Annotated in this window: 12 protein-coding genes; 5 read left to right on the top strand and 7 right to left on the bottom strand. The window is 63.9% G+C overall.

Annotation, left to right across the window (positions count from 1 at the left end; all coding sequences use genetic code 11):
- Nucleotides 1–2: 2 nt before the first annotated feature.
- The 3 genes from ASD45_RS05430 to ASD45_RS05440 all read right to left on the bottom strand — a co-directional run bounded on the left by ASD45_RS05430 (nucleotide 3) and on the right by ASD45_RS05440 (nucleotide 2043).
- Nucleotides 3–356 carry a cupin domain-containing protein gene (locus ASD45_RS05430; protein WP_056912603.1) on the bottom strand — a complete coding sequence of 118 codons (354 nt, stop codon included), beginning with the start codon at nucleotides 354–356 and terminating at the stop codon, nucleotides 3–5.
- A gap of 47 nt (nucleotides 357–403) precedes the next feature.
- Complete coding sequence (bcsS, locus tag ASD45_RS05435) at nucleotides 404–1156, bottom strand: cellulose biosynthesis protein BcsS (protein WP_082540666.1); 753 nt, start codon at nucleotides 1154–1156, stop codon at nucleotides 404–406.
- Between the two features lie 101 nt (nucleotides 1157–1257).
- Nucleotides 1258–2043, bottom strand: a complete 786-nt coding sequence (locus ASD45_RS05440; RefSeq protein WP_082540667.1) for a helix-turn-helix transcriptional regulator — start codon at nucleotides 2041–2043, stop codon at nucleotides 1258–1260.
- Between the two features lie 106 nt (nucleotides 2044–2149).
- Here ASD45_RS05440 and ASD45_RS05445 point away from each other — a divergent pair, with 106 nt between their 5' ends.
- The 5 genes from ASD45_RS05445 to ASD45_RS05465 all read left to right on the top strand — a co-directional run bounded on the left by ASD45_RS05445 (nucleotide 2150) and on the right by ASD45_RS05465 (nucleotide 7502).
- The gene (locus ASD45_RS05445) at nucleotides 2150–3373 is read left to right on the top strand and encodes an MFS transporter (RefSeq protein ID WP_056910560.1); all 1224 of its coding nucleotides are present in this window, start codon (nucleotides 2150–2152) and stop codon (nucleotides 3371–3373) included.
- 322 nt (nucleotides 3374–3695) lie between these two features.
- Complete coding sequence (locus ASD45_RS05450) at nucleotides 3696–4727, top strand: sulfate ABC transporter substrate-binding protein (protein ID WP_056910561.1); 1032 nt, start codon at nucleotides 3696–3698, stop codon at nucleotides 4725–4727.
- A gap of 9 nt (nucleotides 4728–4736) precedes the next feature.
- Nucleotides 4737–5588 carry a sulfate ABC transporter permease subunit CysT gene (cysT, locus tag ASD45_RS05455; RefSeq protein WP_056910562.1) on the top strand — a complete coding sequence of 284 codons (852 nt, stop codon included), beginning with the start codon at nucleotides 4737–4739 and terminating at the stop codon, nucleotides 5586–5588.
- Entirely contained in the window at nucleotides 5578–6447 is an 870-nt protein-coding gene (gene cysW, locus ASD45_RS05460) for a sulfate ABC transporter permease subunit CysW (RefSeq protein WP_056910563.1), read from the top strand. The genes cysT and cysW overlap by 11 nt, the downstream gene beginning before the upstream one ends.
- Nucleotides 6448–6476: 29 nt before the next feature.
- Complete coding sequence (locus ASD45_RS05465) at nucleotides 6477–7502, top strand: sulfate ABC transporter ATP-binding protein (protein ID WP_056910564.1); 1026 nt, start codon at nucleotides 6477–6479, stop codon at nucleotides 7500–7502.
- A 29-nt stretch (nucleotides 7503–7531) separates the two neighbouring features.
- On the opposite strand, the gene ASD45_RS05470 is transcribed toward ASD45_RS05465, so the two are convergent.
- The 4 genes from ASD45_RS05470 to groL form a co-directional block, all read right to left on the bottom strand.
- Complete coding sequence (locus tag ASD45_RS05470) at nucleotides 7532–8938, bottom strand: amidase (protein ID WP_056910565.1); 1407 nt, start codon at nucleotides 8936–8938, stop codon at nucleotides 7532–7534.
- 12 nt (nucleotides 8939–8950) lie between these two features.
- A complete protein-coding gene (locus ASD45_RS05475; protein WP_056910566.1) occupies nucleotides 8951–9751 on the bottom strand; it encodes a DUF72 domain-containing protein in 801 nt (266 codons plus the stop codon).
- A 210-nt stretch (nucleotides 9752–9961) separates the two neighbouring features.
- Nucleotides 9962–10645 carry a cyclic nucleotide-binding domain-containing protein gene (locus ASD45_RS05480; RefSeq protein ID WP_244485210.1) on the bottom strand — a complete coding sequence of 228 codons (684 nt, stop codon included), beginning with the start codon at nucleotides 10643–10645 and terminating at the stop codon, nucleotides 9962–9964.
- A gap of 125 nt (nucleotides 10646–10770) precedes the next feature.
- Nucleotides 10771–12417 (bottom strand): chaperonin GroEL, encoded by a 1647-nt coding sequence (gene groL, locus ASD45_RS05485; protein ID WP_056910567.1) that lies wholly within the window; start codon nucleotides 12415–12417, stop codon nucleotides 10771–10773.
- Nucleotides 12418–12544: the final 127 nt, after the last annotated feature.

Genomic DNA, 12544 nt, shown 5'->3' on the forward strand with positions numbered 1-12544 from the left:
TTCTAGATCAATTGTCGCTTGGCGGCCGTGGCGGCATCGCCCGTATTCGGCGTGCCGGTCGGTTCGATGAGCAACAGGTGAGCTTCTTCACGGGCGACCGGCCGGTGTTCGACACCCTTGGGAACGATAAACATCTCACCGGGGCCGAGCGTGACCGTGCGGTCGCGGAGCTCGATGTCGACGCGGCCCTTGAGTACCAGAAAGAAGTCGTCGGTATCGGGATGTGAATGCCATTTGAACTCGCCGAGAACCTTCACGACCATGACATCGTGGCCGTTGAAGGTGGTTACGGTTCGCGGCGACCAATGCTGATCGAACGTGGCAAGTTTCTTACTGAGATTGATCGCCTGATCCATCGTCCCGGTCTCCAGCATCCGATAACCCAGGCCGAATCATAGCGGCATCAGAGCCGCTGCGCGAGGCCGAGGCGAACATAGGGACTCGAATAGCCGTCGGTGTCGCGCCCATAGCCTATCGCGAGCGACCATTCGATTTCTTCGGTTCTCATGCTGGTAACGTGGAGGCCAATGCGAGTTTGGCCATAGCCGTCGGCGCCGAGATATTGCAACTCGGGCCCGACATAGAAATTTTCATCATTGAGCAGTTCGCCGGTCACCCGCCAGCCATAAGCGATCCGCGCGGAATGGCTGGTGGCCAGCGTCGACAGCGAAGCGTCGCCAGTGATCAAGGTGCGGGGCGTTGCTTCCCACCACAGTTCGGCGGCAAAGCGCAGACCGAAATTGCGCCCGCGCAGACGATTGTCGATATCGTCCGGCCACAGCCAATGCGTCTGCCATTCGGGGCCGAAGAAGAATTTCATCTCGGCGTCGCCACGCTTGATGCGGAATCCGGGCATCGCCTGGGTTTGCCACGCGGCGCCACGAACCTCCTGGCCGGGCATGTTGCCGGGCCAGTAGCGATAGACGCCGGCATTCATGACAAGCTTGAGCATCAGACCGTCGCGGTCGAAGCCGGCAGGGGCGAACAGGAAACCGGAGTAGGCGAAGACGCCGTTGCGCCACAGGTCGCGACCCGAGAACTCCATGACTTGCGAATATTCTTCCTGGGCCGACAGACGCCCCGCCGGCCACAGAATGCACATCAGGAAGGCCGCGGCGATGGGCATCGCCGCGCGAACGCGCCTTCGGGAACGCATGGCGGCCCCCAGACCGCTGACACAACTCGACCACAACTACAGCGTGCTGTCGGCGGATGTCCACAACGCGCGCTGTTCGCGTTATGGTTGTGGGCGCCGCGCTAGGCCGCTGCCGGGCCGCGGACCAGCCGGCGCGGCGGGCCGCCCAGGGTGCGGTGGATCATCGCCGAGAAGGCGGAGGCGCTGGCATAGCCGACTGCACTCGCGGTCTCGGCGACCGAGGCGCCGTCGGACAGCCGGGCCAGGCCGTCGATGGCGCGGAGGCGGGCGCGCCATTCCGCGAAGCTAAGGCCAGTTTCGTGCCGGAACAGCCGCGCCAGAGTGCGGCGGCTGGCGCCGGCTTTTTCGGCCCAGCGGTCGAGATCGTGGTCGATCGCCGGGTCGTCGAGCAGGGCGTGAGCAACACGTAGTGCCCGTTCGTCCTGCGGCATCGGCACCTCAAACCGCCGCGCGTCGAGGCGGCCGAGTTCGGTGAGGATGAGCCGGGCAATGGCGCCGCCACGATCGGTCTCGCCGTAGTCCACCGGCTCCTCGAGCAGAGCCAGGATGAGCTCGCGCAGCAAGCCGGAAATCTCCGCCAGCACTGGCGCCGGCGGCAAGGTTCGGCACAGCTCGGGGTCGATATAGACCGTGCGCATCTCGACCTTGCTGCGCATCCGGACGCTGTGCGGCAATTGCGGCGGCAGCCAGACCGCCCGCGCCGGCGGCAGGATCCAGGCTGCCTCGGCGGTTTCCACCCGCATGACGCCGCTGGTGGCGTGCAGGAGCTGGCCGCGGCGATGAATGTGCAGGGGAATATGCTCGGTGGCGCCGCAGGTCTTGGCCATCACCGCGACCGGGCGCGGCGCGTTGTCCATATTCGGACGATATTCCGGCTGAAGGCTCATGAGTGTCACCTTGGCACGTTCGCGACGAAAATCGACCGAACATCGCCAAAAGGCAAGCGCTATAGTAGCGGGGTAATCGAGGCGATTCCGCCGGAAAGTGATGCCAATGACCCCCGCCGCCGCCATGACCGATGACGCCGCCCGCCTGCGCTCCATTTCTTTCCTCAACATTGCGCACGGTTTCGACCACTTCGTGCTGCTGATCTACCCGACGGTGGTGATCGGCCTCGAGGCGGTCTATAGCCGGCCCTATAGCGAACTGATCGTGCTCTCGAGCGCGGCTTTCCTTGCCTTCGGCATCTTCTCGCTGCCCGCGGGCTGGCTCGCCGACCGCTGGAGCCGCCGTAACATGATGGGCGCCTTCTATCTCGGCTGCGGCGTATCGCTGATCGCGGTGGCGCTGGCGCCGAACCTGATCGTGCTGTCGGTGGCGATGTTCGCGCTCGGCATCTTCGCCGCGATCTATCACCCTGTCGGCATGGCGATGCTGATCGAGGCTTCAGGGGCGAAGGGGCGCACGCTCGCCTTCAACGGCGTGTGCGGCAATCTCGGCGTGTCGCTCGCCGCCGGCGTGTCCGGCGCGCTGGCCTACTGGATCAGCTGGCGCTCGGCATTCTACGTGCCGGCCGTCCTGCTGCTGGTGACCGGCGTCGTCTATCTGCGCATGACGCCGGACGATCGTCACCACGCCAGCAAGCGCCAGTCGAAGCCGGCGATCGCGCTGACGCCGAAGCTGATGGCCATGCTGTTCGGCCTGTTCCTGATCATTGCGCTGAGCGCCGGCCTGGTCTTCAACGTGCTAACCATCGCGCTGCCGAAGATCGTGGACGAGGGCATGGTCAAGGATGTGCCGCTGGTGCTGGTCGGCAGCGTCGCCACCGCGGTGCTGCTGTGCGGCGCGCTGGCGCAACTCGCAATCGGCCGGCTGGTCGAGTGGTTTGCGCCGCATTACCTGTTCGCGGTCGTCACCGCGCTGGGCTTCCTCGGCAATCTGTGGGCGTCCTACGCCGACGGCATTCCGCTGATGATTGCGCTCGCTATCGCCATCGCCGCGATCTATGCGCAGGTGACGGTGAACGACATGATCCTGGCGCGCTATACGGCGGACGCCTGGCGCGGGCGCGTCTATGCCGTCCGCTATTTTACGCTGTTCATTTCGTCCGCCATCGCGATCGGCATGATCGCGTTCCTGCACAAGACCGGCGGCTTCGGCCTGGTGCTCGGCGCCAACGCCGCGGTGGCTTTCCTGATGTTCCTGTCGACGGTCGCGCTGGTGGTAATGATCGTGAACATCGAAGGCCGGCAGGTCGAGATGCAGCCCGCGGAATAAGACCGGCGGCCTTCATCGGCGTGTTGTTTCAATGTGCGGATATCGCGCCTGCGGGCCGGTATCCGCACATTGCATTTGAGGGCCGCAACGCGAATAGCCGCGCGGCAAATTGGCGCGCCATCTTTGCTGAGAAGGGCCTTGATCGGCCGTTGTCCGCTAATTGGGCGGAGAATTTCCGTGCGCGCGCGCCGCTCACGCGAGTAAATCATTGTCCGCCGAGTTGAACCTTCAGCGGTTTTTATTTTTTCTTCGATCGCGGCCTTGCCCAGCGGTGATGGGACGGCAAAGGTTGCACCAATCGATAACCGCAGGAGCCGCCATCATGCGCTTTGTGAGTCAAAGTTCTGTTCGCCGCACCATCGCCGCCATCGTGGCTGCTTGCGCCATCGTAATCAGTGCCGCGGGTCCGGCCGCGGCGCAGAGCCGCATCCTCAACGTCTCCTACGATCCGACGCGCGAACTCTATCGTGCCTATGACGCGGCCTTCACCAAGCACTGGAAAGAGAAGACTGGACAGACCGTGGCGGTACAGCAATCGCATGGCGGCTCCGGCGCGCAGGCGCGCGCCGTCATTGACGGCCTCGAGGCCGATGTCGTGACGTTGGCGCTCGAAGCTGATATCGACGCCATCGTCGCCAAGTCCGGAAAGATCGCGGCCAACTGGCGCAGCCGCCTGCCGAACAACAGCGCGCCTTACACGTCGACCATCGTCTTCCTGGTGCGTAAGGGCAACCCGAAGGCGATCAAGGACTGGGACGATCTCATCAAGCCCGGCGTCGCGGTGGTCACGCCGAATCCGAAAACTTCCGGTGGTGCCCGTTGGAATGTGCTCGCGGCCTGGGCGTGGGCGCGCGACAAATTCGGCGGCGACGAGGCCAAGGCGCAAGGCTACGTCAAGGATCTGTTCGGCCACGTGCCGGTGCTCGACACCGGCGCGCGCGGCGCCACCACCACCTTCGTGCAACGCCAGATCGGCGACGTTTTGCTGGCCTGGGAGAACGAGGCCTTTCTCGCGCTCACCGAGCTTGGCCCCGACAAGTTCGAGATCGTCGTGCCATCGATCTCGATTGTCGCCGAGCCGCCGGTGGCGCTGGTCGACGAGAATGCCAAGAAGCACAAGACCACCGAGGTGGCGCAGGCCTATCTGGAATACCTCTACAGCGCCGAGGGCCAGAAGATCGCCGCCAAGAATTATTACCGCCCGGCGAAGCCGGAAATGGCCGAGGCCGAAGACCTGAAACGATTTCCCAAGCTGAAGCTGGCGACCATTGCGGATTTCGGCGGCTGGAAGGAAGCCCAGCCCAAGTATTTCGGCGACGGCGGAATATTCGATCAAATCTACCAGCCGAAGTAGTATTGCAGAATGTCAACGGCCTATTCATGGACCTGGAAGCGACCCAGCGTCATCCCGGGCTTCGGGGTGACGTTCGGCTTTGCGCTGACCTATCTGAGCCTGATCGTTCTTATCCCGCTTGCCGCGCTGATCGTGCGCAGCACCTCGCTTGGCTGGGCCGAGTTCTGGCATCTGGCTTTCGATCCGCGCACGCTGGCGGCGCTGCGTGTCAGCTTCGTTACCGCGCTGATCGCGGCGGTTATCAACAGCGTGTTCGGCCTGGTGCTGGCCTGGGTGCTGGTGCGCTACCGGTTTCCAGGCAAGCGTCTGATCGACTCGATGATCGACCTGCCATTCGCTCTGCCGACAGCAGTGGCGGGCATCGCGCTGAGCACGCTCTATGCGCCGAACGCCTGGGTCGGCGGTCTACTGGCGCCCTATGACATCAAGATTGCCTATACGCCCGTCGGCATCGTCGTGGCGCTGATCTTCATCGGGCTGCCGTTCGCGGTGCGCACCGTCGAACCGGTGCTGGCCGACCTCGACAAGGAGTTGGAGGAGGCGGCGGCGACTTTGGGTGCGCGGCGGCTGCAGACCGTGTTGCGCGTGGTGCTGCCGCAACTGGTGCCGGCGATCCTCACCGGCTTTGCGCTGGCGCTCGCGCGCGGCATCGGCGAATACGGTTCGGTCGTCTTCATTGCCGGCAATATTCCGTTCGTGTCGGAAATCGCGCCGCTGCTCATCGTCATCCGGCTCGAGGAGTTTAACTACGGTGCGGCGACGGCCGTGGCGGCGTTGATGCTGATGATTTCCTTCGCCATGCTGCTGACCATTAACCTCATCCAGGCCTGGAGCCGCCGGAGGTTCGGTCATGCAGTCTGAAGGGCGGCATCACACCGTCGCGCCGGCCACCAGCGAATCGACCCCGATGCGCGGCACGCTGATCGCAATTGCGCTCATATTCTTCGCGCTGTTCCTGCTGCTGCCGCTGGTGCTGGTGTTCACCGAGGCGCTGCGCGCCGGGTTGCCCGGTTTCATCAAGGCGATCAACGAGCCCGATGCGCTGGCGGCGATCCGCCTGACCTTGCTGGTCGCCGCCATTTCAGTGCCGGCCAACATGGTGTTCGGCATCGCCGCCGCCTGGGCGATCGCCAAATACGAATTCAAAGGCAAGAGCTTCGTCATCACGCTGATCGACCTGCCGTTCTCGGTGTCACCGGTGATCGCGGGTCTCGTTTATGTACTTCTGTTCGGCGCGCAAGGCTATTTCGGCGGCTGGCTGAGCAACCATAATATCGAGATCATCTTCGCGCTGCCGGGCATCGTGCTGGCCACCATGTTCGTCACCTTTCCCTTCGTCGCCCGCGAACTGATCCCATTGATGCAGGAGCAGGGCACCGGCGACGAGGAAGCGGCACTGTCGCTCGGCGCCAGCGGCTTCAAGACTTTTCTCTATGTCACGCTGCCTAACGTCAAATGGGCGCTTCTCTATGGCGTACTGTTGTGCAATGCGCGGGCCATGGGTGAGTTCGGCGCCGTTGCCGTGGTGTCCGGCAAGATCCGCGGCTTTACCAACACCATGCCGCTGCATGTCGAAATTCTCTACAACGAATACGCGTTTACGGCGGCCTTCGCAGTCGCGTCCCTGCTCGCCATGCTGGCGCTTCTGACGCTGGCGGTGAAGGCGCTGCTCGAATGGCGCTACGGCGACCAGAGCGCTGCCGGCAGCGGACGCCATTAAGGACGGCTCATGGAAATCCGCATCGACATGTGCGCAAGCAGTTCGACCGCTACCCGGCGCTGCACGGCGTGTCGCTCGATATCCGCTCCGGCGAACTGATCGCGCTGCTCGGGCCCTCCGGCTCGGGCAAGACAACGTTGCTGCGCCTGATCGCCGGACTGGAATGGCCGACCACGGGCTCGATCTTCTTCGGCGGCGACGATGCGTCGGGCATGGATGTGCAGGAGCGCAACGTCGGCTTCGTGTTTCAGAGTTACGCGCTGTTCAAGCACATGACGGTCGCGGACAATATCGGCTTCGGCCTGCGCGTGCGGCCGCGGTCAAGCCGGCCGCCGACCGCGGAAATCCGCCGCCGCGCCAGCGCATTGCTCGATCTGGTGCAGCTATCGGGCCTTGAGAACCGCTTCCCGGCGCAATTGTCCGGCGGCCAACGGCAGCGTGTGGCGTTGGCCCGGGCGCTGGCAATCGAGCCGCGCGTCTTGCTGCTCGACGAACCGTTTGGCGCGCTCGACGCCAAGGTACGCCGCGAACTGCGACAATGGTTGCGTGAACTGCACGACAAGACCGGACACACCACGGTGTTCGTGACGCACGATCAAGAAGAGGCGCTCGAACTGGCCGATCGCGTCGTGGTCATGAGCCAGGGCCGCATCGAGCAGGTCGGCACGCCGGACGAGATCTACGACCGGCCGAATTCGCCGTTCGTGTTCTCTTTCATCGGTGAGGCCAGCGAATTGCCGGTCACCGTGGCGAACGGCCGCGTCAGTATCGACGGCCAAGCCATCGATCTCGGCGCCGCCGGCGCAGCCGACGGCCCGGCGCGGCTGCTGATGCGGCCGAACGGCATCGATGTCGTAGACGAGCGTCCCGGCACGATCGCCGGTGACGTCGTTGCCGTGCGCCGCAGCGGCGGCTGGCGGCGTGTCGAACTGCTGATTGGCGCCGGCCGGCATCGCGTCGAGGTCGAACTGCCGATCGACGGGGCGCAAGCTTTGAGCGAGCGGCTGCATATCCTGCCGCGGCACTGGCAGCTTTATCCGTCGGAAGCCTCCTGACACCGCCGCCGCAAGCGACCGCTGCGGCATCAAGAGCCGCGGGGCGCGGCCAGGATCGGGAACGGGCAGGCGCTTTCGAAGGCGCGCGCGGCGCGCAGCACCAGTGCATCGTTGCGGGGCGGGCCGACGATCTGCAGCGCCATCGGCAAGCCGTCTGCAGCAAAACCGCAAGGTACGGAGGCGGCTGGCTGCTGCGTCAGGTTGAACGGATAGGTATAGGGCGACCAGTTGATCCATTCGTCGCCGAAGCGGCCGCCAGTCGGCGTGACGCGGCCGGCCTCGATCGCGGTCGTCGGCATCTGCGGCGTCAGCAGGAGATCGTAGCGCTCGTGGAACCGCAGCATGTGCTGCGTCAGTTCGTTGCGCTGCGTGTGCGCGGCCAGATAATCCGCGAGTGAAATGCGCCGGCCGATATCGGCCATGTTGCGCAGGCCTTCATCCATCTTGTGCCGCTCGGCCACCGGCACCGCGTCGACGATGGTCGCGGCGACCGCGTACCAGATGTTCTTCTCCATCTCGATCGGTTCGGCAAAACCGGGATCGACCTCCTCGACATGAGCGCCCAGGTCCGCGAACATCTGTGCCGCCTGTCGCGTCGACGTTTCGATTTCCGCATCGAGCTGTGTGACGTAGCCGAGCCGCGGTGAGAAGGCGATGCGCAGTCCGCGCACGCCGTCACCAAGTCCGATGCGATAATCGGGAGCAGGTGTGTTCCAGGCGGTGCTATCGCGCATGTCGGGCTGGCCGATGATGCTGAGCATCAGCGCCGCGTCCATGACTGTGCGCGTCAGCGGGCCTTGATGTGCGAGCACGGTGAAGGCCGACGCCGGATAGGCCGGCACGCGGCCGTAGCTCGGCTTGATACCGAAGGTGCCGCAGAAGGCAGCGGGAATGCGGATCGATCCGGCGCCATCGGTGCCGAGATGAAGCACACCGAGATTGAGCAGCGCCGCCGCCACGGCGCCGCCGGACGAGCCGCCGGTGGTGCGGTTCAAATTCCACGGATTGCGCGTGATGCCGGTGAGCGGCGAATGACAGGCGCCGATCCAGCCGAACTCCGGCGTCGTCGTCTTGCCGAGGATGACGGCGCCTTGCTCCTTCAGTCGCGCCACCGCCGGCGCATCGTGCGGCGCCGGTGCGTCGGGCGTGGTGAGCGAGCCCTTGCGCGTCGGCCATCCTTTGACGTCGATGATGTCCTTGATGGTTGCCGGCAGGCCGTCGGCAAGGCCGATCGGCTCGCCCTTCGTCCAGCGGGCTTCGGAAGCTTGCGCCGCGGCGAGCGCGCCTTCGGCATCGATCCCCACGAAGGCGTTGATAGCGGGCTCGAAGCGTTCGATCCGCTCGAGCGCGTCGCGCGTCACCTCGAGCGGTGAAAGGTCGCGACGGCGATAAAGTCGAAGCAGTTCGGCGGCATTCAAGTCTGAAATGGCCGCCATCTGCGCGCTCCGTTAAAGCCGTTCGATCAGGGCCATCGCCGCCGCCGGCATCTTCACTTTGGCTTCGTGGATGAAATAGATGAATACATCGCGGGGCTTCTTCTCGGCGGCCTTCTTGTCGATGCGCGGCAGATCGGCCGGCGCGCCGCCCTTGAGCCAGGTGTTGGCGCGCGCCGCCCATTGATCGAGCGCCTTCGGCGGATAGCCTGCCTTCAGCGTCTCGTCGCCCTTCTGCAGGCGCGCGTAGACGAAGTCGGAGGTCACGTCGGCGATCTCGGTATAGCTCTCGTGTTCGGCGTAGCAGATAGCCACATTGGCCCTGCGGGCGAGTGCGATGAATTCCGGCGTCTTGAAGGTGTCGTTGCGCACTTCGACGACGTGGCGCAGCGCCTTGCCGTCGAACGTCGCCGGCAGGAGATCGAGGAAGGCGCCGAAGTCGGCGGCATCGAATTTCTTATGCGGCGCAAATTGCCAGAGCAGAGGCCCGAGTTTGGGGCCGAGTTCGGTGACGCCGGATTCCAGAAAGCGGGTGATGGATGGCCCGGCTTCAGCCAGAACGCGACGATTGACCGCATACCGCGGCCCCTTCAGCGAAAACACGAAGCCGTCCGGAACTTCCGACGCCCATTTGCGGAAGCTTGCCGGCTTCATCGTCGAATAAAACGCTCCATTGACCTCGATCGAGGTCAGATGCTGCCCGGCGTATTCCAGTTCACGCGATTGCGGCAGGCCTTTGGGGTAAAACACGCCGCGCCAGGGCTCGTAAGTCCAGCCGCCGACACCGACATAGATGCGCGAGGGGTAGTTTTTCATTAAGGTTTTCGTCACGTTATTTTCACAATGCCGGACTATACAGGTTTCCAAGCGGCGGCTGGATTGCGTTTCGTATGATCCCCGCCCGACGGCCACGATGGGATAGACGACGGCGGATGTAACCGCGTTCTATCTTGTCCGTGGTCGTTCTCATTTGGTGCAGCCTAGCCCGCAGGCCGTCGCCCTTCCACCCGGTTTCTTCATCCGTATTCATTGCGCCGGCGCCGCGGCGATCAGGCGCGCATTGTCGGCGCGCAAGGCGGCGTTCTCGTCTTCCAATCCCTTGATGGTGTGAAACAGTCGCGCCGTGGACAGTTGCAGGAAATAGAATCCGAAAGTCGGATTCTGAAAATAGAGCTGCATGACGTGGTCGTAAGCGATCGCCAGCGTCTCGCCGCTCTCAAGGCATTCGACGGTCGCGGTGCGGGACTTGCCCGGCTCGAGCAGACCGAGTTCTCCGAGGATACCGCCGGCGCCGATCTCGACATTGCGCTCGACCACGCGGAAGCGGCCGGACATGATGAAATGCAGTTCGGTTGCCGCCTCACCTTTGCGAAACAGCACCGCCCCCGTCTCGAAACGGCGGCTGGTGGTGAACGGCTTGAGCCAATCCATGTTGAGGTCGCCGGCGGCCGCCTCGTTGACCTGCCGGATCAGCTTCTTCATCTGGAACAGACGCAGCGAATTGATGGGCAGCAGAATGCAATTGAGAATGAGCGTCGGATAGACCGACGCCATCGACGACCAGAGGATGAACAGGCAGTTGGTCGTCATCGCCACGATGCGCAGCGGGATCATCGTCTTCATCAGGTAGCCGATGATGTTGAGGATGACGGCCGCAGCCGAAACGACCATGACGAAACTGATATCGCTGAACGAGGTGGGAAAATGCATGAGGCGGGAGTTCCGGCGTAAGCGAGTCCGCCTCAAGTCTGCCAACCGCGCACTGGCGCCGCAATAGAGAAAGGCCCGGGATTGCTCCCGGGCCTTCGCATTCGTTTCGAGGTTGGCGAGGACTTTTAGAAGTCCATTCCTCCCATGCCGCCCGGCATACCGCCCGGAGCGCCGCCACCGGCGCCCTTCTTCGGCGGCAGTTCGGCGACCATCGCTTCGGTGGTGATCAGGAGGCCCGCGACCGAAGCCGCGTTCTGGATCGCCGCACGCACGACCTTCGTCGGGTCGATGATGCCCTTGGTCATCATGTTCCCGTATTCGCCGTTCTGCGCGTCGAAGCCGTAGGCGTACTGGTCCTTCTCGAGGACCTTGCCGACGATGACCGAACCGTCTTCACCCGCGTTGAGCGCGATCTGACGGGCCGGAGCCTGGATCGCCTTGCGGACGATCTCGACGCCGACCTTCTGGTCGTCGTTCTGCGTCTTCACCTTCTTCAGCGCCTCGGTGGCGCGGAGCAGGGCGATGCCGCCGCCCGGCAGGATGCCTTCCTCGACCGCGGCGCGGGTCGCGTGCATCGCGTCATCGACGCGATCCTTGCGCTCCTTCACCTCGACCTCGGTGGCGCCGCCGACGCGGATCACCGCGACGCCGCCGGCCAGCTTGGCCAGACGCTCCTGCAGCTTCTCGCGGTCGTAGTCCGAGGTGGTTTCCTCGATCTGCGCCTTGATCTGCTGCACGCGCGCCTCGATGTCGGCCTTCTTGCCCGAACCGTTGACGATCGTGGTGTTTTCCTTGTCGATCGACACCTTCTTGGCGCGGCCGAGCATGTTGATCGTCACGTTCTCGAGCTTGATGCCAAGATCTTCCGAGATCGCCTGGCCGCCGGTCAGGATCGCGATGTCCTGCAGCATGGCCTTGCGGCGATCGCCGAAGCCCGGCGCCTTGACGGCCGCGACCTTGAGGCCGCCGCGCAGCTTGTTGACGACGAGGGTGGCGAGCGCTTCGCCTTCGATGTCCTCGGCGACGATCAGCAGCGGCTTGCCGGTCTGCACGACCGCTTCGAGCAGCGGCAGCAGTTCCTGGAGACCCGACAGCTTCTTTTCGTAGATCAGGATGTAGGGATCTTCCATCTCAACGCGCATCTTGTCGGCGTTGGTGACGAAGTAGGGCGAGATGTAGCCGCGGTCGAACTGCATGCCCTCGACGACGTCGAGTTCGGTGTCGAGCGACTTGGCTTCCTCGACGGTGATGACACCCTCGTTGCCGACCTTCTTCATGGCTTCGGCGAGGAACTTGCCGATTTCCACGTCGCCGTTGGCCGAGATGGTGCCGACCTGGGCGATTTCCTCGTTCGAGGTCACCTTCTTGGAGTTGGCCTTGAGGTGCTCGACGATCGCATCGACGGCGAGATCGACGCCGCGCTTGAGATCCATCGGGTTCATGCCGGCGGCAACCGCCTTCGAACCTTCCTTGACGATGGCCTGGGCCAGCACGGTCGCCGTCGTGGTGCCGTCACCGGCGAAGTCGGCCGACTTCGAAGCGACTTCACGCACCATCTGCGCGCCCATATTTTCGAACTTGTCCTCGAGCTCGATCTCCTTGGCGACGGTGACGCCGTCCTTGGTGATGCGCGGGGCGCCGAACGACTTGTCGAGCACGACGTTACGGCCCTTCGGACCGAGCGTGACCTTCACGGCGTTGGCGAGGATGTCGACACCGCGCAGCATGCGGTCGCGCGCGTCGACGGAGAATTTGACGTCTTTAGCAGCCATTGTTTCGTTTCCTTCAGGTTTTGATCCTCATCCTGAGGAGCGCCAGAACGACGCAACTCGAAGGATGAGGCCGATGATTCGCTGCTCTCGTCCTTCGAGACGCCTGCCTGCGGCAGGCCTCAGGACG

The organism is Pseudolabrys sp. Root1462 (assembly GCF_001426945.1).
Classification (GTDB): Bacteria; Pseudomonadota; Alphaproteobacteria; order Rhizobiales; family Xanthobacteraceae; genus Pseudolabrys.